Genomic DNA, 19,945 nt, shown 5'->3' with positions numbered 1-19,945 from the left:
CCCCGCCCCTAGGTTCGGCAAGAGGCAGACCTAGGGAGCCAAGGGTGACTGAGACGACCGAGCCCGGTGCCGCACTCCTGCGTGCGGGGAAGTTCTTCCGCCGCGGCACCGCCGCCCCCGACCTGCACAGCGTGTCCCTCACCGGTGGCCGGGAGGCGGACGCCTTCTACCGGGACCGGTGGAGCCACGACAAGGTGGTGAACTCCACGCACGGGGTGAACTGCACCGGTTCCTGCCGCTGGAAGGTGTACGTCAAGGACGGCATCATCACCTGGGAGACCCAGCAGACGGACTATCCGAGCGTCGGCCCCGACCGCCCCGAGTACGAGCCGCGCGGCTGCCCCCGCGGCGCCGCGTTCTCCTGGTACACGTACTCGCCGACCCGCGTCCGGTACCCGTATCTGCGGGGCGTGCTCGTGGAGATGTACCGGGAGGCGAAGGCCCGCCTGAAGGACCCGGTCCTGGCGTGGGCGGACATCCAGGGCGATCCCGAGCGGCGCAGGAAGTACCAGCAGGCGCGCGGCAAGGGCGGCCTGGTGCGGGCGAGTTGGGACGAGGCCGTCGAGATCATCGCGGCCGCGCACGTGCACACCATCAAGACGTACGGCCCGGACCGGGTCGCGGGCTTCTCCCCGATCCCCGCGATGTCGCAGGTGTCGCATGCCGCGGGGGCCCGCTTCATGGGGCTCATCGGCGCGCCCATGCTGTCGTTCTACGACTGGTACGCGGACCTCCCGGTGGCCTCGCCGCAGGTCTTCGGGGACCAGACCGACGTACCGGAGTCCGGTGACTGGTGGGACGCCGCCTACCTGATGATGTGGGGCTCCAACGTCCCCGTCACGCGCACCCCGGACGCGCACTGGATGGCGGAGGCCCGCTACCGGGGCCAGAAGGTCGTGGTGGTCTCCCCGGACTACGCCGACAACACGAAGTTCGCCGACGAGTGGGTGCACCCCCACCCGGGCACGGACGGCGCGCTGGCGCTCGCGATGGGGCACGTGGTCCTCAAGGAGTGCTTCGTCGACCGGCAGGTGGACTTCTTCACCGACTACGTACGGAAGTTCACGGACCTGCCCTTCCTGGTCACCCTCACCGAGAGGGACGGCGGCTACGTCCCGTCGAAGTTCCTGCGCGCCAGCGACCTGAACCAGCCCGGCGAGGGCGGCGAGTGGAAGACCGTCGTGCTCGACGAGGCGACCGGCCAGCCCGCCGTCCCGAACGGCTCGCTCGGCTTCCGCTGGACGGAGTCCGGCAAGGGCAAGTGGAACCTCGAACTGGGCAACATCAAGCCGCAGTTGTCGCTGCACGACGCGGACGTCGCGAGCGGCGTCGAGGTGCTGCTGCCCCGCTTCGACACGGAGGGCGGCGAGCACGGTCAGGGCCGGGGCGAGGTGGTGCGCAGGGGCGTGCCCGCGACCCGGCTCGGCGGGCAGGACGGGCCGCTGGTCACCACGGTCTTCGACCTGCTGCTCGCCCAGTACGGCGTCTCGCGCCCGGGGCTGCCGGGGCAGTGGCCCGCGTCGTACGAGGACGCGGAGACGCCCGGCACGCCGGCCTGGCAGGAGGCGCACACCTCCGTCCCGGCGGCCCAGTGCGTGAAGATCGCGCGGGAGTTCGCGGCTACGGCGGAGAAGTCGCGCGGGCGCTGCATGATCCTGATGGGCGCGGGGACGAACCACTGGTTCCACTCGGAGACCATCTACCGCGGCTTCCTCGCGCTGCTCCAGCTCACCGGCTGCCAGGGCCGCAACGGCGGCGGCTGGGCGCACTACGTGGGCCAGGAGAAGTGCCGGCCGATCACCGGCTGGGCGACGCTGGCGAGCGCCAACGACTGGAGCAGGCCGCCGCGCCAGATGATCGGCACCGCGTACTGGTTCACCAACACCGACCAGTGGCGCTACGACAAGTTCTCCGCCGACGTGCTGTCCTCGCCGCTGGGCACCGGGCAGTTCGAGGGGATGACGGGCGCCGACTGCCTTGCGCTGTCGGCGCGTTCGGGCTGGATGCCCTCGTACCCGACCTTCGACCGCAGCTCCCTGGAGCTCGGGGAGACCTCCGACCCGGTGGCCGACACGGTGGCCGAACTCAAGGCGGGCACGCTGAAGTTCGCCTGCGAGGATCCCGACGCCCCGGAGAACTGGCCGCGTGTGCTGACCCTGTGGCGGGCCAATCTGCTCGGCTCGTCCGCGAAGGGCGCCGAGTACTTCACCAAGCACCTGCTGGGCACCCATTCGTCGCTGCGGGCCGAGGAGGCCGCCCCCGACGAGCGGCCCACCACGGTCACCTGGCGGGACGAGGCGCCCGAGGGCAAGCTCGACCTCCTCGTGTCGCTGGACTTCCGGCAGACCTCCTCGACGCTCCTGTCGGACGTGGTGCTCCCCGCGGCGACCTGGTACGAGAAGCACGACATCGCGACGACGGACATGCACCCGTACGTGCACTCGTTCACCCCGGCCGTCGACCCGCCCTGGCAGGCCCGCTCCGACTTCGACGCGTTCCGTGCGATCGCCGACCGGCTCAGCGAGCTCTCCGTGGACCACCTGGGCACCCGCAAGGACCTGGTGGCGACGCCGCTGCAGCACGACACCCCGGGCGAGATCGCCCAGCCCGGCGGCGTGGTCCTGGACTGGCGCAAGGGCGAGTGCGAGCCGGTGCCCGGCAGGACGATGCCGGGGCTCGCGGTGGTGGAGCGGGACTACACGGCGATCGGCGCGAAGTTCATCGCGCTCGGCCCGAACGTGGAGCAACTCGGCCTGCCCGCCAAGGGGATCATGCTCCGCCCCGACCAGGAGGTCGAGGAGCTGCGCGAGCGCAACGGCGTGGTGCGCGGCGGCCCCGCCGACGGGCGGCCCGCGATGGACACGGCGGTGAAGGCCGCCAACACCATCCTCGCCCTGTCGGGCACCACCAACGGCCGCCTCGCCACGCAGGGCTTCCACACCCTGGAGGCGCGCACCGGGCAGGAGATGGCGCACCTGGCCGCCGAGCACGAGGGCAAGCGCGTCAGCTACGCGGACACCCAGCACGAGCCGGTGCCCGTCATCACCTCCCCGGAGTGGTCGGGCAGCGAGTCGGGCGGGCGCCGCTACGCGCCGTTCACCCTCAACACCGAGCACCTCAAGCCCTGGCACACCCTCACCGGGCGCCAGCACTTCTTCATCGACCACGACTGGATGCACGAGCTGGGCGAGGCGCTGCCGGTCTACCGGCCGCCCCTGGACATGAACCGCCTCTTCGGCGAGCCACGGCTCGGGCCCGACGGGACGAAGGAGGTGACGGTCCGCTACCTCACCCCGCACAACAAGTGGTCGATCCACTCCGAGTACCAGGACAACCTGTTCATGCTGTCGCTGTCGCGCGGCGGCCAGTGCATCTGGATGGCGCCGCAGGACGCGGACGCGATCGGGGTCAAGGACAACGACTGGATCGAGGCCGTGAACCGCAACGGCGTGGTCGTGGCCCGCGCGATCGTCTCGCACCGCATGCCCGCGGGGACGGTGTACATGCACCACGCGCAGGAGCGCACCGTGAACGTCCCGAAGGCCGAGGCCACCGGGAAGCGCGGCGGCATCCACAACTCCCTGACCCGCGTGATCCTCAAGCCGTCCCATCTCATCGGCGGCTACGCCCAGTTGTCCTGGGCGTTCAACTACCTGGGCCCGACCGGCAATCAGCGCGACGAGGTGACGGTCATCCGCCGCCGCTCGCAGGATGTGGAGTACTGACATGCCCCGTGGCGAAGCCACTATCGGACGCGTCATGGCACAGGTCGCGATGGTGATGAACCTCGACAAGTGCATCGGCTGCCACACCTGTTCGGTCACCTGCAAGCAGGCGTGGACCAACCGGGACGGCATGGAGTACGTCTGGTTCAACAACGTCGAGACCCGCCCCGGGCAGGGCTATCCGCGCCGCTACGAGGACCAGGACCAGTGGAAGGGCGGCTGGGAGCTCAACAAGAAGGGCGCCCTGAAGCTCAAGCAGGGCGGCCGCATCAAGTCGCTCCTGGAGATCTTCTCCAACCCGAAGCTGCCCGAGGTCAAGGACTACTACGAGCCCTGGACGTACGAGTACAAGAACCTCACCGACGCCCCGCTGGGCGACGACTACCCGGTGGCCAAGCCGCGCTCGCTGATCTCCGGCAAGCCGATGAAGATCGAGTGGTCGTCGAACTGGGACGACAACCTGGGCGGCGCCCCGGAGCACGGCGACCTCGACCCGATGGTGGCCAAGACCCGTGAACAGGCCGCCGAGAAGGTCAAGTTCGCCTTCGAGCAGACCTTCATGTTCTATCTGCCGCGGATCTGCGAGCACTGTCTGAACCCGGCGTGCGTCGCCTCCTGCCCCTCGGGCGCGATGTACAAGCGGTCCGAGGACGGCATCGTCCTGGTCGACCAGGACCACTGCCGCGGCTGGCGCAAGTGCGTCACCGGCTGCCCGTACAAGAAGGTGTACTTCAACCACAGGACCGGCAAGGCCGAGAAGTGCACCATGTGCTACCCGCGCGTCGAGGTGGGCCTGCCCACGGTCTGCTCGGAGACCTGCGTGGGCCGCCTCCGCTACCTCGGGGTGATCCTCTACGACGCCGACAAGGTCACCGAGGCCGCCTCCGAACCGGACGAACACAAGCTGTACGAGGCCCAGTTGGGCGTCTTCCTCGACCCGGACGACCCGGAGGTGCAGCGCGCGGCCGAGAAGGCGGGCATCCCGCACGACTGGGTCGAGGCGGCCCGCCGCTCCCCCGTGCACGCCCTCATCAGCAAGCACAAGGTGGCGCTCCCGCTGCACCCGGAGTACCGCACGATGCCGATGGTCTGGTACATCCCGCCGCTCTCCCCGGTCGTGGACGCGCTGACCGAGACCGGCCACGACGGCGAGGACGCGGACAACCTCTTCGGGGCGATCGACACCCTGCGCATCCCCCTCGAATACCTCGCGTCGATCTTCACGGCCGGTGACGTCGGCCCGGTCCGCTCCTCCCTGGAGAAGCTCGCCGCGATGCGCTCGCACATGCGGGCCATCAACCTCGGGGACCGGCCGGACCGTTCCATCGCGGAGTCGGTGGGCATGTCGGCCGCGCAGATCGAGGAGATGTACCACCTGCTCGCCATCGCCAAGTACGAGGACCGCTACGTCATCCCGACGGCCGCGATGGGCGACGCGAAGGCGCTGGAGGAGTCGGCCCTGCCGGACTCGTGCAGCCTCGACTACGAGGACGGCCCCGGCATGGGCGGCGACGGGCCGTTCGGCCAGGACTCGGGCCGCAAGCAGCTGCCCCTCGTCACGATCGAGAACTTCCACGCGCTGCGCGAGCGGCAGACCGCCGACAAGGAGCCCGAAGTGGAGGAGCGCCCGTGACCAGGCCGAGCCGGTCGAGCCGGTCCAGCAAGTCGAGCAGGTCGAGCAGGACCGCGGCGCGCAAGGCGTCCCCGGCGCCGTCGCACGCCGTCCTGTACCAGGCCGCGGCGCTCTGCCTGGCCTACCCCGACGCGGAGTTCCACGAGCGGCTGCCCCTGCTGCGGGCTGCGGCCCCGAAGCTCGCCGACTTCCTCTCCTACGCGGAGTCCACTCCCCCGCAGGAGCTCGCCGAGGACTACGTGCGGGTCTTCGACTTCAAGAACCGGCACAGCCTGTACCTGAGCTGGTGGCGGGACGGCGACACGCGGCGGCGCGGGATGTCCCTGGTCCGCTTCAAGCAGATCTACCGGGAGCACGGCCTGGAGTTCACCGGCGAGGAGCTGCCGGACTTCCTGCCCGCCGTCCTGGAGTTCTCCGCGCAGGCGGGCCCGCTGCTCCTGGAGGAGCACCGCAGCGGCCTGGAGCTCCTGCGCCTGGCCCTCACCGACCACGGCACGCCCTACGCACGCGTGCTGGAAGCGGTCTGCGCGACGCTGCCGGGGCCCTCGCCCAAGGACCGCGCCGAGGCGCAGGCCCTGGCCCGCTCCGGGCCGCCGACCGAGGAGGTCGGCCTCGAACCGTTCGGCGCCACCCGGCTGCTGCCCGTACTGACCGGAGACCGATCATGAACACGCTGCTGTGGGGCGCCCTCCCGTATGTCGCCTTCGTGCTGCTCGTCACGGGCCTCATCTGGCGCTACCGCTACGACAAGTTCGGCTGGACGACGCGCTCGTCGCAGGTCTACGAGTCGAAGCTCCTCAACATCGCGTCACCGATGTTCCACTACGGCATCCTCTTCGTGCTGGTGGGCCATCTCATGGGCCTGTTCATCCCCGAGTCGTGGACGGACAAGGTCGGCATGACGGAACTCGCCTACCACCGGCTGTCCTTGTGGGGCGGCACGGCGGCGGGCGCGCTCGCGGTGCTCGGCATCTTCATGCTCATCTACCGGCGCCGCACCAACGCGCCCGTGTTCCGCGCGACCACCACCAACGACAAGGTGATGTACGTCTTCCTGCTCGCGGCGATCATCATGGGCATGTGGGCCAAGCTCACCAACTCGGGCCTGGACGAGGGCTACAACTACCGCGACTCGATCGCCCCGTGGGCGCGCAGCCTGTTCACGCTGCAGCCGAAGGTGGACGCGATGGTGGGCGTCCCGCTCACGTTCCAGATCCACGCCGTCATCGGCATGGCCCTGTTCGCCCTGCTCCCCTTCACCCGCCTCGTGCACATGTTCAGCGCCCCGGTCCAGTATCTGTTCCGGCCGTATGTGGTGTACCGCAGCCGCGACCCGAAGCAGATGGGGCCGCGGCCGCCGCGGCGGGGGTGGGAGCGGACGGGGTCCTGATACGGACCACCTTCGCGTCCAGGTCGACGTGGAAGGGCGGATCTTCCGCAGGTCTGACGTTCTTGCGTACGCGTTCCTGCTCCATGGCGCGCTTCTGGGCCTGCGCCCCGGGCGTGATCTCCTGCAGGAAGTCCGCGCCCATGGACGACAGGCCCTTGCGCTTGCGCCAGTAGATCCAGCCCCGCCTCTCGGCCCATAACAGGACGCGATCCGCGGCGAACAGAGCCGCACCCAATGCGCCGGCTCCGCTGACGACCAGCCACACCGTACTCATCATGTCCGGTGAACTCGCCGACTCCAGCTGATCGTTCCCGCACCAGCAGCGGGTTTCTGGTTCGTCCCGCAGGCCCTAGCCCTTCGCCCCTCCCTCGCCCTTGCCGTCCCCCTTGTCCCCCTTGCCTTCCTTGTCCTCGTCGACGATCTCCGCGTCCACGACGTCCTCCTGGGCCGATGCGTCCTGCGGCGGCTGCTCCGTGGCCTGCGCGGACTGCTCGGACTGCGCGTTCGCGTACATCGCCTGGCCCATCTTCTGGCTGACCGTCGCGAGCTTCTCTGCCGCCGCGCGCATCGCGTTCGTGTCCGTGCCGTCTTTCAGAAGAGCCTTCAACTCCCCTGCGGCCGCCTCCACTTCGGTCTTCGTGTCGACCGGGACGCGCTCCTCGTTCTCGCGCAGGAAGCGCTCCGTCTGGTAGACGAGCTGCTCCGCCTGGTTGCGCGTCTCGGCGGCCTCGCGGCGCTTGCGGTCCTCCTCCGCGTGCTCCTCCGCCTCCCTGACCATCCGGTCGATGTCCTGCTTGGGGAGCGCGGAGCCGCCCGTGACCGTCATGCGCTGCTCGCGGCCCGTGGCCTCGTCCTTCGCCGAGACGTGCATGATGCCGTTGGCGTCGATGTCGAAGGTGACCTCGATCTTCGGGACGCCGCGCGGGGCGGGCGGCAGGCCCGTGAGGTCGAAGACGCCGAGCTTCTTGTTGTACGCGGCGATGTCGCGCTCGCCCTGGAAGACCTGGATGCCGACCGAGGGCTGGTTGTCCTCCGCCGTGGAGAAGGTCTCCGAACGGCGCGTGGGGATCGTGGTGTTGCGCTCGATCAGCTTCGTCATGATGCCGCCCTTGGTCTCGATGCCGAGGGACAGCGGGGTCACGTCGAGCAGCAGGACATCCTTGACGTCGCCGCGGATGACGCCCGCCTGGAGCGTCGCGCCGACCGCCACGACCTCGTCCGGGTTGACGCCCTTGTGCGGGTCCTTGCCGGTGAGTTCGCGCACCAGCTCCGTGACGGCGGGCATCCGCGTCGAGCCGCCCACCAGGATCACGTGGTCGACGGCGGACAGCTGCACGCCCGCGTCCCGGACCGCCTGGTGGAAGGGCTCCTTGCAGCGGTCGAGCAGATCGGCGGTGAGCGCCTCGAACTGGGCCCGGGTCAGCTTCTCCGCCAGGTGCAGCGGGCCGTCCGCGGAGGCCGTGATGTAGGGGAGGTTGATGTCCGTCTCACTGGACGAGGACAGCTCGATCTTCGCCTTCTCGGCGCCCTCGCGCAGCCGTTGGAGCGCCATCTTGTCCTTGGCGAGGTCGATCCCGTACGCGTTCTTGAACTGCTGCACGAGGTGCTCGACGATCCGCTGGTCCCAGTCGTCGCCGCCGAGCTTGGTGTCGCCGTTGGTGGCCTTCACCTCGATGACACCCTCGCCCATCTCCAGGAGCGAGACGTCGAAGGTGCCGCCGCCCAGGTCGAAGACGAGGACGAGCTGTTCGTCGGCCTTGTCGAGGCCGTACGCGAGGGCGGCCGCCGTCGGCTCGTTGATGATCCGCAGCACCTTCAGGCCGGCGATCTCCCCGGCCTCCTTGGTGGCCTGCCGCTGGGTGTCGTCGAAGTAGGCGGGGACGGTGACGACCGCGTCGGTGACGTCCTCGCCCAGATAGGACTCGGCGTCGCGCTTCAGCTTCTGCAGCACGCGCGCGGCCAGTTCCTGCGCGGTGTAGCGGGTGCCGTCCACGGAGCCGCTCTCGGGAAAGCGCCAACCGCCCTCACCCATATGGCGTTTGACGGACCGTGCGGTGCGCTCCACGTTGGTGACCGCCTGCCGCTTGGCGACCTCGCCCACCAGCACGTCGCCGTTCTTGGCGAAGGCGATGACCGACGGAGTGGTGCGTGCCCCCTCCGCGTTGGCGATGACGGTGGGCTCGCCGCCCTCCAGGACCGCCACCACCGAGTTCGTCGTCCCGAGATCGATCCCGACCGCACGAGCCATGTCCCGTCCCCTCTCCCGGTTGTCCGCACCCCGCTATCCAGGTCTCCAGCACAAAACTTGAGTGGGCTCCTGTCAAGACCGCACAGCACGACTGCCGCGCCCCTTCGAAAGGGGCGCGGCAGTCGGTGAGGTGCGGCGGTGCGGCGTCAGGCGAGCTTCGCCGACAGCGTGATGGTCGTCCCCGAAAGGGCCTGGCTGACCGGGCAGTTGGCCTTGGCGTCCTCGGCGGCCGAGACGAAGGCGGCCTCGTCCAGGCCCGGCACCTCACCCTCGACGGTGAGGTGGATGCCGGTGATGCCGGTGCCCGGCTGGAAGGTGACGTCCGCCGACGTGACGAGCTTGGTGGGCGGGGTGCCCGCCCCGGTCAGACCGTGCGAGAGGGCCATCGAGAAGCAGCTGGAGTGCGCTGCGGCGATGAGCTCCTCGGGGCTGGTCCTGCCATTGGCCTGCTCGGCGCGGGACGGCCAGGACACCGCCTGCTGGCCGATGCCGGAGGAGTCGAAGGTCACGGTGCCGGAGCCCTCGGTGAGGCTGCCTTCCCAGACCGTGTGCGCGGAGCGCGTGGTAGCCACGATGCGGATCCCTTCGGTGGTGTTCGGTGAGCGACGTTCCGTAAGCACCCATCCGACCACACCGCACGGCGAGCCGTGTGCAGGACCGGCCACGGACGCCTGGGACACGTCGGGGCGGCAGATCCTCACCGGGCCCCACCGGCGCCTCTCCCAAGTGACCGCCGTACCACCCCGGATGCGCCCTCCACCGGGACACCAGGGGCGCACGATATGCCCGTTGCGCACGCCAGATGTCTGGAATGCCACCTGTCCAAGCACCCGTCGCGGTGACACTTTGAGGCCCCTCTCACCCCAGGGAGAGCCAGGGGTGAGAAGTCCACTGCAGGGGGTTAGGTCATGCGCATGAATTACGCGGACCGGGGTCCGTCTCCGCTTCAACTGGAGAAACCCGGAGCAGCCGGTGACCGCGACTCGACGTTCGGCTGGTGGGGGGCTTTCAGCATCCAGAAGTTCGTCAACCAGGCGACTCTCTACCACACGCACGAGGACGCCACCGGCTGGCTGGCGTACCTCCAGCAGTTCTACGACCGCAACTTCTGGTTCGCGGACGGCGGCGCGCAGGTGTGGGCGTACGAGGAGACGTACGACAACTGGCAGGACCGCTACGGGATGGACGCGGTGTGCGCCGTGTACCACTCCGGGCACGGCGGCATGGACGGCAACGGCGTCTTCTTCGCGCCACTCGGCGCGGTCTGGGACGGCCGCAGCGACGCGATCTCCAACCGGATGTCGCTGGGCAACGAGAAGGTCAACTACATCTTCTGGTCCACCTGCAACTCGCTGCGCGTCCTCGACGGGCACTCCCCCATCCGTACCTGGGGCGGGCCCAACATCGGCTTCCGGATGATCTTCGGCTTCGAGACGACGAGCATCGACAGCCCGGACTACGGCAAGAAGTTCTGGGACAAGTGGCGGGCCGGGCAGACGTTCTGCGACGCGTGGCTCAACGCGAGCTGGGACATCTACCACGGCCAGGCGCCCTCCGTGGCGGCCGTCGGCGCGACCCAGGCCGAGGCCACCAACCGCCTGAACACCGAGCGGAACTTCTACCGCGACCACGTCTCCGACAACTGGTACGCCTGGCGCTGGTACTACGCCCGCGCCACGCTCACCGACCCGCTGACCCAGCTGCCCGGCGAGCAGCAGGTCATCCAGCTGGCCCCGCGCGACCCGAGCGAGGAACTCACCACCCTCGGCCGCATCACCGGGTTCCCCTCTGCGGCCCTCCAGGACGTGCAGGTCGAGCGGCAGGGCGTGCTCAGCGCCTCCTCCGGCGACCGGCTCATCTCCACGGCGCCGCACGCCATCCGCTGGGTGCAGCTCGCCGAGCCCAACCACCGCAACATCACGCAGCTGCCCACCGACCGCGCGGTCGAGACGGCCCGCGAGTTCGCCGAGCGGTACGCCGAGGGCGCGGAGCTCGCGGTCGAGAGCGTGCACGACCTGATGCAGAACTCCGGCACGAAGGACGGCGCGGAGATCGGCGAACCAGTCTCGCTCCAGACCCATGTGACGTTCCGTCAGGTCTTCAACGGGGTGCCGGTGATCTCCCCGGACCGCGGCCTGATCCGGGTGGGTCTGGACAACGACGGCACCGTCGTCCAGGCGCAGATCTCCACACGCAAGGCGACCGGTGTCACCCGCGCCCCGCACGCGAGCGTCGCGCCCGAGCCCTCTCAGGGCGCCCGGCCGACCGTGCAGGAGAGCGACCCGCGCCGCGCCCTGGACAACGCCCAGCAGCGGATGCTGGCCCGGCTGGCCGCGGTCACCGCGGACGAGCCCGGACAGAGCGCCGCCGCGCAGGCCGAGCCCGAGGTCCGCGAGGTGCCCGGCACCTTCCAGGTCGGCTACGAGATGCAGGGCAACGAGGCGTACCTCGCCGCCCGCAGGCTCGTCGAGATCGGCCCGGCGGACGGGATGTTCAAGACCCAGCGCTGGGTCGTGGCCCCGCTCGCCCGGTAAGACCTGCCAGGCTCAACTCGTGGTGGCGGTCCGCTGCTTGCGGGCCGCCATCCACGCGTACACGAGGACGCCCACGAAGAGGAACAGCACGCCCTGGTAGACCGCCGCGTAGCCGGAGCCGGCGACCAGCCACATGGAGAAGGCGAACGCGACGCCCGCGAGGGTGCCGTCGCGCACCAGGCGGGAGCGGTTGACGCGCTCGCCCTGCCCGGAGACCAGGAAGTAGATCTGCGCGGCGGTGGCGAGCAGATACGGCACGGTCGCCGTGAACGTGGTGATCAGAACGAGGGACTCGAAGACGCCGCCGGAGCCCGCCGTGTAGTTGTAGACCGTCAGGAGCGAGGCGAGCACGACGGTGACGGCGACGCCGATGGTGGGCACGCCGCGCTGCTTCTTGGCGAAGGCGCCCGGGAAGAGGCCGTCCTTGGCGGCGGCGTACGGGGTCTGGGCGCTCAGCAGCGTCCAGCCGTTGAGGGCGCCCACCATGGAGACGAGGGCGGCCAGGGCGACGGCGGTGCCGCCCCAGGACCCGCCGAACATGACGTTCACGGCGTCCGAGAACGGCGCGGTGGAGGTCACCAGCTTGTCGTGGGCGACGGTGCCGAAGACGGCGAGGGTGCCGAGCAGGTAGACGAGGGCGGCGCCGAGGGTGCCGAGGATGGTGGCACGGCCGACGTTGCGGCGCGGGTCGCGGACCTCGCCCGCGCTGACGGCGGCGGACTCGACGCCCAGGTAGGAGAAGAGCAGGATCGCGGCGGACGCGGAGACGGCGCCGATCGCGGAGTCGTCCGTGGCCTGGAACGGCCCGAGGTTCGCGCTGTCGAAGAAGAAGAGCCCGCCGACGGCGACGAGGAGCAGCGGCAGGAACTTCAGGACGGTGGCCACGAGTTGGACCGCGCCCACGTACCGCGTGCCGGCGAAGTTGGCGAGTGCGGGCAGGAGTTGGAGCACGAGGGCGGCGACGCAGGCCGACCACTTGTGGTCGTTGACGGGGATCAGGACGTTCAAGTACCCGACGGCGGCGACGGCGAGGGCCGCGTTCGACACCCAGGTGGTGATCCAGTACGCCCACGCGGCGAGGAACCCCGCGAAGTCCCCGAACGCTTCGCGCGCATACACATACGGCCCGCCGGTGCGCGGATCGCGCTGGGCGAGGCGGCCGAAGACGAGGGCGAGGGCGATGGCCCCGGCGGTGAGGACCGCGAACGCGACGAGGCTGACGGTGCCGAACGGGGCGACGGAGGCCGGGAGCAGGAAGATGCCGCCGCCGATGATGTTGCCCATGACCAGGCAGGTGGCGATCGGGAGGCCGAAGCGGCGGGCGTGCTTGCTGTCCTGCCCGGGCTCTTCCTGACCCACCCCAGTCGGTGCGGCTTCGGTGTCGTGCATGGGGTGGTGGTGCCTCTCGTCGTGCCCGGGCCCGGGATCGCCGGACGCAGGCCCATGGTCAGGTACGCATAAGGCTCCGCCAAATCAGAGTGTTTTGTCCTGCGCGGCACGGCGGACGACCGCAAAAGCTGTGTCGCCACCCTGCTCTTCCCGGGGAATCTGCGGCCCGCTCTCCTCGCCCAGCCACCCCCGCAGCACCTCGTGCACCCGCTCCGCGCCCACCAGTTCGGCCCCGTCGGCCCCGTCGGCCACGGGTGGCCGGAGGGTGAGCGGGGAGAGCAGGAAGGGGTGGGACTGGGCGCCGCCGAGCCCGCCGTGCGAGCCGATCTGCTCCTCGAAGGCGAGCACTTCGCCCTCGTCCGGGTCGTACCAGGAGTTGACCATGATGTCGGCGACGTGCGGGAAGCCGTCGGTGCGGCGCACCGCGTCGGCGGCGCCGGGCCCGAAGTCCGCGAGCGGCCCGGGCTCCGCGGGCTCCCTCGGCTCCTCGTCGAGATAGACCTCGGCGCCGCGCGCGCCCAGCACGACGGGGCCGCGCTCCGCACTGCGGACGAGGAGGAAGCCGATGCCCGGGTGGTTGGCGAGCGTCGGGAGCAGCGCCGGGTGGCGGCGGTCGATCTCCTCACGCGTCATGCGGTGCGGTACGTCGCCGAAGGAGACCAGGCCGAGGTTGCCGGAGGCGAGCACGACCGGCTCGGCGCGGCGCTCGGGCCGGTGCTCGCCCGCGCCCTCCTCGACGGGCCTGCGCAGCGCGGCCCGCACCGCCGCGCGCGCCTCGGCGCCGCTGTGGGTGCGCTGCGCCTTGCGCGGCACGGGCAGGCCGCAGCCCGCCTTGACGAGGTCTTCGAGCGTGAGCCCGTACCGCGCCTGGAAGGTCTCGCCGGGGCTCTGCCCGTGGTCGGACAGGAGCACGATCCGGTAGGCGCGCGGGGCGTGTTCGGCGACCTTGGCGAGCAGCGCGAGGGAGCGGTCGAGGCGGGCCAGGACCTTCTCGGCGTCGCGGGAGCAGGGGCCGGAGTGGTGCGCCACTTCGTCGTACGCGACGAGGTCCGCGTAGACCGCGCTGCGCCCGGCGAGCATGTCCCCTATCACCGCGGCGACCACCACATCGCGCTCGACGACGGTCGCGAAGGCCCGGATGAAGGGGTAGAGCCCGCCCCGGCTCACCCGTGGGCGGCGCCGCTGGAACCGCGCCCGGGTGGACTCGCCGATCTCCCGGCCGACCTCGGCGACGAAGGACAGGGCGGTGCGCACCGCGTTGGCGGGGTCGCGGAAGTAGGCGAAGTACCCGGCGCGCGAGCGGTTCTCCTTGCCCCGGCGGGCGGCGATCGACAGGACGAGGGCGAGCTGTTCGGCGCCGCCGCTGAAGAGGTTGCCGCGGCTGGCGCCGTCGACGGTGAGCAGTCCGCCGTCGCCGGTGCGCTCGATGGCGCGGCGCTGCAGCTCGGCGGCGGAGGCGGGCCGGTTGGAGACCATGACCTCGCCGGTGTCCTTCTCGTACCAGCGGAAGGCGGGCACGTCGAAGTTCGAGCCGTGCAGGATGCCGAGCTGGCTGGCGCCGGTCTGGCTGGACCAGTCGGTGCGCCAGGGGGTGAGCCGGTGGGTGGCGTCCCTCCTGACAGGGCCTTCCTTACCGGGGCCTTCCTTGCCGGGGCCTTCCTTGCCGGGGCCTTCCTTGCCGGGGCCTTCCTTGCCGGGGCTCTCCTTGTCCGTGTCCTCCGGGCCCGCGCCGAGCCAGTGCGCGACGGTCGGCATCAGCCCCTTGTCGACGGCCGAGCGCAGCACGTCGTGGCCGACGCCGTCGAGCTGGAGGAAGACAGTGCCGGGCGTGACGGGGCCCTCGCTCACCTCGACGCCGCGTCTTCGGCGGTCGGCGAGCCGGTACAGGCGGCGCCGGTAGGCGTCGTCGTCCCGCACCGCGAGGGCGGCACCGGTCGCCGACGCGACCGCCGACATGACGGCGGCGACCACGACGGCGGTCTGCGCGTTCGCCTCCCCCCGCCCGTCCGGGATGAGGCTCAGGGCGAGCAGCAGCAGCGATCCGTTGAGGAAGAACGCGAGCAGGCCGAGGACCAGGGCGGGCACCAGGAGCAGCGCCCGGACGAGCAGCGGCCACACCACGGCGGAGAGCAGACCGAAGGCTCCGGCGCCGGACGCGGCGGTGATCGCGACGCGGGTCGCGCTGTCGCCGTCGTCCGACTGGAGCTTGAAGTCGGGCAGTATCCCGGCGAGCGCGAGCATGGTCAGGGTGCTGACCGCCCAGACGGCGATGACCCTCCACAGGGTGCTGCCCACCCGTCGCCAACGGCCTGCGGCCACGTGCCACCCCTCGGGAAACTGGACGAACTGGGCACCCAGCCTGTCACAGGCTCCCTTTTGGGTGGGGCGCCCTCTCGGGGGCTCCGCCCCCGGACCCCCGCATCGGCGCTTCGCGCCTCGTCCTCAAACGCCGGACGGGCTGGCTGGCGGCCGGGCTGATCAGCGGCCGTCGTAGCCCGCCGTCGGCATGGACAGGCGGCGGTGGACGTGCGCCTTCATCTCGCTGTCGTACGCGGGCTCCGCCAGACCCGCCGTCTCCACGCGGACCCCTCGTCTCGCGCACTCCGCCGTGAACGCGTCCGCGTTGCTCAGCGCGCGCTCCAGGACACGGCGGCTGGGGACCACGAAGAGGTCGACGAGGCCCGCCTCGACGTCGGCCCACAGCGCGGCGTGGTCGAACCGCAGGCCCCGTACGACGAGTTCCTGGGTGACGACGAAGCCGCGTGCGGCGGCCCACTGGGCGCACATCGCGTGCTGGCTGCGCGAATCGACGAGGAACGGATCCGCCTCCAGCTCCTCCAGGGGCGTCAGGCTGGCGATCGCCGTGACCCGCACCGCGGGCGGGGCCGCGGCCCGTGCGGTGTCTCTCATGACCTCCCCCTCACCTCTGGCGTCGGACCTCCGGTGTCAGCCGAAGACCCTACTCCTGGCCGTAGGCTCGGAGACAGTCTCGCGAAGGAGGAACCGGGTGCCGGTGGAGGTCACGTGGTGGGGTCATGCCACCTGCACGGTCGAGGACTCGGGCGCCCGGGTCCTCACCGACCCTCTCTTCGCCGGGCGCCTGGCACATCTGCACCGGCGCCGCGGTGCGCTGCCGCCGCCCGCGGCGGCCGTGGCCGACCTCGTGCTCGTCTCGCATCTGCACGCCGACCATCTGCATCTGCCGTCCCTGGCCCGGCTCGCGCCCGGCACCCGCGTGCTGGTGCCGCGCGGCGCGCCCCGCGCGGTGCCGGGACTGCGCCGGCTGCGCGGCCTGCGCCTGACCGAGGTGGTGCCGGGCGACGAGGTCCGCGAGGGGCCGCTGACCGTCCGGGTGGTGCCCGCGCTGCACGACGGCCGCCGGCTGCCCATAGGCCCGCACCGCGCCCCGGCGCTCGGCTACGTCGTCAGCGGTGCGGCACGCACGTACTTCGCCGGGGACACCGGGCTCTTCGACGAGATGGCCGACTGGGTGGGCGAGGTCGACGTGGCGCTGCTGCCGGTCGGCGGCTGGGGCCCGTACCTGGGGACCGGGCACCTCGACGCGGGGCGGGCCGCCGAGGCGCTCGCCCGGCTGCGGCCGCGCAGCGCGGTCCCGGTGCACTACGGCACGTACTGGCCGATCGGCATGGACGCGGTGCGGCCCCATGAATTCCACACGCCGGGCGACGAGTTCGTGCGCCGGGCGGCACAGCTCGCGCCGGACGTGGCGGTGCACCGCCTCGAACACGGCGAGAGCGTACGGCCGGAGGCCGCCCGATGATCACTGCCGCGGCCCACGCGGCGACGCACTCGGTGCCGCCGGAGTCGACGCAACAGGCGGTCGGCTACCCCTCCCTCTTCCTCCTCGTCTTCATCGGCGCGCTGGTGCCGGTGGTGCCGACGGGCGCCCTGGTGAGCTCGGCGGCGGTGGTGGCCTTCCACCAGACGGCGCCGTTCGCGCTGCTCCTGGTCTTCGGGGTGGCGGCGCTCGCCGCGTTCCTCGGGGACGTCGCCCTGTACTGGCTGGGGCAGCGCGGCATGCGCTCGAAGAACGGCAGCCGCTGGCTGTCGGCGATCCGCGACCGGGCCCCCGAGGAGCGCCTCACCCAGGCCCAGGACAAGCTGCGCGACCACGGCGTGCTGGTCCTTGTCCTGTCCCGCCTCGTCCCCGCGGGCCGGATCCCGGTGATGCTGGCGTGCCTGATGGCCCGCATGCCGCTGCGCCGGTTCGCCCGCGGCGACGTCCCCGCGTGCCTGGCCTGGGCGGTGACGTACCAGCTGATCGGCATCCTCGGCGGCTCCCTGTTCAAGGAGCCGTGGGAGGGCGTGGCGCTCGCGGTCGGCCTGACGGTGCTGATCAGCGCGGCGCCGACGGTGTGGCGGCGGGTGCGGAGGTCTTCGCCGGCGGCTTGAGCCCCGCCCCCCTCGCGAGGGGATCTTGCGTGACGAACGTCCCACACACATGGGGCCATCAGCGCACAGATGGTCAAAGATCGGCAAATAGGCTGAGGTCCATGGACATCAGCGCGGCCAACAAGAAGGGGCTCAGCCTCTTCGCCCTGATCATGATCGGTCTGGGGTCGATCTTCGGCTCCGGCTGGCTCTTCGGTGCCGGAAAGGCAGCTCAGGTCGCGGGTCCCGCGGCCCTGGTCGCCTGGGTGATCGGAGCCGTCTTCATCGGCATGATCGCCATGTCGTACGCGGAGGTGGGCGCCGCCTACCCGCTGCCCGGCTCCATGGCCCGCTTCGGGTCCATATCCCACGGGCCCGTCCTCGGCTTCATCACCGGGTGGGCCGTGTGGATCGCGATCGCCGCGCTGATCCCGATCGAGTCGATCGCCGGCACCCAGTACATGTCGTCCTGGAACTTCGGCTGGGCCCGCGGCCTGGTGTCGGAGGGCTCGCTCACCGGCACCGGCATGGCGATGGCCCTGGTCCTCACCGTCGCCCTGTGGCTGGCCTGCTACTGGTCGGTGGCGCTGCTCGCCCGCGCCAACAACATGCTCACGCTGGTCAAGTTCGCGATCCCCGTGCTCGCCGTGATCGCGCTCATCGCCTCCGGCTTCCACACCGGCAACTTCACCGACCACGGCGGCTTCGCGCCCAACGGCTGGTCCGCCGTGATGACCGCCGTCACCACCTCCGGCGTCGTCTTCGCCTTCAACGGCTTCCAGGCCGTCGTCAACCTCGGCGGCGCCGCGAAGAACCCGGGCCGCGCCATCCCGCTCGCCCTCGTCGGCGCGCTCTGCCTCGGCCTGGTCATCTACATGGCGCTGCAGATCGCGTTCATCGGCTCCGTGCCGCCGGAGAAGCTCGCCGAGGCGGGCGGCTGGAGCGGCATCAACTTCGCGTCGCCGTTCGCCGACCTCGCCAAGATGCTGATGCTGCACTGGGTCGTCACGATGCTCCAGTTCGGCGCGTTCATCTCGCCCTCCGGCGCCAACATCGGCAACGTCGCCTCCGCCTCGTACATGGCACAGAACCTCGCCGAGACCGGCTTCTTCCCGAAGAAGATCCGCGAGACCCACCCCAAGTACGGCACCGCGCGCCCCGCGATGTGGCTCAACCTCGGCTTCTCCGTGCTGCTCCTGGTCACGGTCGGCCACAGCTGGGAGGCGCTCGCCAGCGTCGTGTCGGCGGCCATGGTCGTCTCGTACCTCATCGGCCCGATCGCGGTGGGCGTCTTCCGGATCACCAAGCCCGAACTGCCGCGCCCCTTCCGGCTTCCGGCGGCGAAGGTGCTCTGCCCGATCACGTTCGCCTTCGCGGCCTGCGCCCTGTACTGGTCGAAGTGGCCGGACACCGGCAAGGTCGCACTGCTGACCCTGGTCTCGGCGCCGATCGCGGCGATCGTGCTGCGCCGCAAGGGAGAGAAGAACCTGGCACGGCAGTTCGCGCCCGCCTGGTGGATGATCGGCTTCCTGCTGTGGATGGCGACGCTGTCGGCCCTCGGCAGCTCGGAGTTCGGCGGCTACGGCGTGATCCCGGGCGGCGTGGACATCGCCGTCGTGGCGGTCTCGGCGATCGGCTTCTACTTCTGGGCGGTACGGGCGGGCGTACGGGCCCACGAGGCGGGGCTGCCCGCGCCGGATCCCGTACTGGACGCGCCGCAGGAGTCGGAGACGGAGGCCGGGGCGGAGCCGGAGAAGTCGCCCTCCGACCACCCCGACCGGGAACTTCAGTCGGCGTAGCCGAAACGACGGGGCGCCCCTTCAACGGGGCGCCCCTCTCTCCTCCACCCCCTCCATCCCCTCCGCCACCACCAGACAGGGAAACGCCCCCATGGCCGTCTCGGTCTTCGACCTGTTCTCGATCGGCATCGGCCCGTCCAGCTCCCACACGGTCGGCCCGATGCGCGCCGCGCGCATGTTCGCGCGGCGCCTGAAGGGCGAGGGCCTGCTGGCCCACACCGCCTCGGTGCGCGCCGAGCTCTACGGCTCCCTGGGCGCGACCGGCCACGGCCACGGCACCCCGAAGGCGGTGCTGCTCGGCCTGGAGGGCGAGTCCCCACGCACCGTCGACGTGGAGACGGCCGACGAGCGATTCGAGACGATCAAGGAATCGGGCCGCATCAGCCTGCTGGGCGCCCACGAGATCGCGTTCGACTTCGGCAAGGACCTGGTCCTGCACCGCCGCAAGGCGCTGCCGTACCACGCCAACGGCATGACGCTGTGGGCGCAGGACGCCGACGGCGAGGAGCTGCTGGAGAAGACCTACTACTCGGTGGGCGGCGGCTTCGTCGTCGACGAGACCGTGCTGTCCGGCGAGGGCACCGCGGGCGAGAACCCGATCGTCCCCGACGACACGGTCCTCAAGTACCCCTTCCGCACGGGCGACGAGATGCTGCGCCTGGCCCGGGAGACGGGCCTGTCCATCTCCTCGCTGATGCTGGAGAACGAGAAGGCATGGCGCACCGAGGACGAGATCCGTGCCGGCCTGCTGGACATCTGGCGCGTCATGCAGGCGTGCGTCAGCCGCGGCATGTCACGTGAGGGCATCCTGCCCGGCGGCCTCAAGGTCCGCCGC

At 70.9% G+C, this 19,945-nt stretch carries 14 protein-coding genes; 9 read left to right on the top strand and 5 right to left on the bottom strand.

Annotated features, from left to right (window positions below; all coding sequences use genetic code 11):
* Nucleotides 1-44 precede the first annotated feature (44 nt).
* The 4 genes from ACFWYM_RS38985 (at nucleotide 45) to narI (ending at nucleotide 6,748) form a co-directional block, all read left to right on the top strand.
* Nucleotides 45-3,725, top strand: a complete 3,681-nt coding sequence (locus ACFWYM_RS38985; RefSeq protein ID WP_384848368.1) for a nitrate reductase subunit alpha — start codon at nucleotides 45-47, stop codon at nucleotides 3,723-3,725.
* A gap of 34 nt (nucleotides 3,726-3,759) precedes the next feature.
* Nucleotides 3,760-5,358 carry a nitrate reductase subunit beta gene (narH, locus tag ACFWYM_RS38980; protein ID WP_384848365.1) on the top strand — a complete coding sequence of 533 codons (1,599 nt, stop codon included), beginning with the start codon at nucleotides 3,760-3,762 and terminating at the stop codon, nucleotides 5,356-5,358.
* Between the two features lie 92 nt (nucleotides 5,359-5,450).
* Complete coding sequence (gene narJ, locus ACFWYM_RS38975) at nucleotides 5,451-6,026, top strand: nitrate reductase molybdenum cofactor assembly chaperone (RefSeq protein ID WP_384848480.1); 576 nt, start codon at nucleotides 5,451-5,453, stop codon at nucleotides 6,024-6,026.
* Nucleotides 6,023-6,748, top strand: coding sequence for a respiratory nitrate reductase subunit gamma (gene narI, locus ACFWYM_RS38970; protein ID WP_384848362.1), 726 nt, complete (start codon nucleotides 6,023-6,025; stop codon nucleotides 6,746-6,748). The genes narJ and narI overlap by 4 nt, the downstream gene beginning before the upstream one ends.
* Nucleotides 6,749-7,097: 349 nt before the next feature.
* On the opposite strand, the gene dnaK is transcribed toward narI, so the two are convergent.
* Both dnaK and ACFWYM_RS38960 read right to left on the bottom strand, forming a co-directional pair.
* A complete protein-coding gene (gene dnaK / locus ACFWYM_RS38965; protein ID WP_384848359.1) occupies nucleotides 7,098-8,996 on the bottom strand; it encodes a molecular chaperone DnaK in 1,899 nt (632 codons plus the stop codon).
* Between the two features lie 146 nt (nucleotides 8,997-9,142).
* Nucleotides 9,143-9,568 (bottom strand): OsmC family protein, encoded by a 426-nt coding sequence (locus ACFWYM_RS38960; RefSeq protein WP_384848356.1) that lies wholly within the window; start codon nucleotides 9,566-9,568, stop codon nucleotides 9,143-9,145.
* Nucleotides 9,569-9,904: 336 nt separating this feature from the next.
* Here ACFWYM_RS38960 and ACFWYM_RS38955 point away from each other — a divergent pair, with 336 nt between their 5' ends.
* Nucleotides 9,905-11,530: a DUF6345 domain-containing protein gene (locus tag ACFWYM_RS38955; protein WP_384848353.1), complete on the top strand. Its 1,626-nt coding sequence runs from the start codon at nucleotides 9,905-9,907 to the stop codon at nucleotides 11,528-11,530.
* A gap of 12 nt (nucleotides 11,531-11,542) precedes the next feature.
* Here ACFWYM_RS38955 and ACFWYM_RS38950 read toward each other — a convergent pair whose 3' ends face one another.
* The 3 genes from ACFWYM_RS38950 to ACFWYM_RS38940 all read right to left on the bottom strand — a co-directional run bounded on the left by ACFWYM_RS38950 (nucleotide 11,543) and on the right by ACFWYM_RS38940 (nucleotide 15,829).
* Entirely contained in the window at nucleotides 11,543-12,919 is a 1,377-nt protein-coding gene (locus ACFWYM_RS38950; RefSeq protein WP_384848350.1) for an amino acid permease, read from the bottom strand.
* Nucleotides 12,920-13,003: 84 nt separating this feature from the next.
* Nucleotides 13,004-15,238 carry a phage holin family protein gene (locus ACFWYM_RS38945; RefSeq protein ID WP_384848347.1) on the bottom strand — a complete coding sequence of 745 codons (2,235 nt, stop codon included), beginning with the start codon at nucleotides 15,236-15,238 and terminating at the stop codon, nucleotides 13,004-13,006.
* Nucleotides 15,239-15,397: 159 nt separating this feature from the next.
* Nucleotides 15,398-15,829 carry a hypothetical protein gene (locus ACFWYM_RS38940; protein WP_384848344.1) on the bottom strand — a complete coding sequence of 144 codons (432 nt, stop codon included), beginning with the start codon at nucleotides 15,827-15,829 and terminating at the stop codon, nucleotides 15,398-15,400.
* Between the two features lie 97 nt (nucleotides 15,830-15,926).
* Between ACFWYM_RS38940 and ACFWYM_RS38935 the strand changes: the two genes are divergently transcribed.
* The 4 genes from ACFWYM_RS38935 to ACFWYM_RS38920 all read left to right on the top strand — a co-directional run.
* Nucleotides 15,927-16,700: an MBL fold metallo-hydrolase gene (locus ACFWYM_RS38935; RefSeq protein WP_384848341.1), complete on the top strand. Its 774-nt coding sequence runs from the start codon at nucleotides 15,927-15,929 to the stop codon at nucleotides 16,698-16,700.
* Nucleotides 16,697-17,332: a DedA family protein gene (locus ACFWYM_RS38930; RefSeq protein WP_384848339.1), complete on the top strand. Its 636-nt coding sequence runs from the start codon at nucleotides 16,697-16,699 to the stop codon at nucleotides 17,330-17,332. The genes ACFWYM_RS38935 and ACFWYM_RS38930 overlap by 4 nt, the downstream gene beginning before the upstream one ends.
* 101 nt (nucleotides 17,333-17,433) lie before the next feature.
* Nucleotides 17,434-19,110 carry an APC family permease gene (locus ACFWYM_RS38925; RefSeq protein WP_384848336.1) on the top strand — a complete coding sequence of 559 codons (1,677 nt, stop codon included), beginning with the start codon at nucleotides 17,434-17,436 and terminating at the stop codon, nucleotides 19,108-19,110.
* Nucleotides 19,111-19,201: 91 nt separating this feature from the next.
* A partial coding sequence (locus ACFWYM_RS38920) for a serine dehydratase beta chain (protein WP_384848333.1) occupies nucleotides 19,202-19,945 on the top strand: 744 nt, incomplete at its 3' end.

The sequence above is a fragment of the Streptomyces sp. NPDC059009 genome, from assembly GCF_042740175.1.
Taxonomy (GTDB): Bacteria; Actinomycetota; Actinomycetes; order Streptomycetales; family Streptomycetaceae; genus Streptomyces.
The sequence above is the reverse complement of the archived record's forward strand: the minus strand, read 5'-3'. Positions and strand labels throughout refer to the sequence as shown.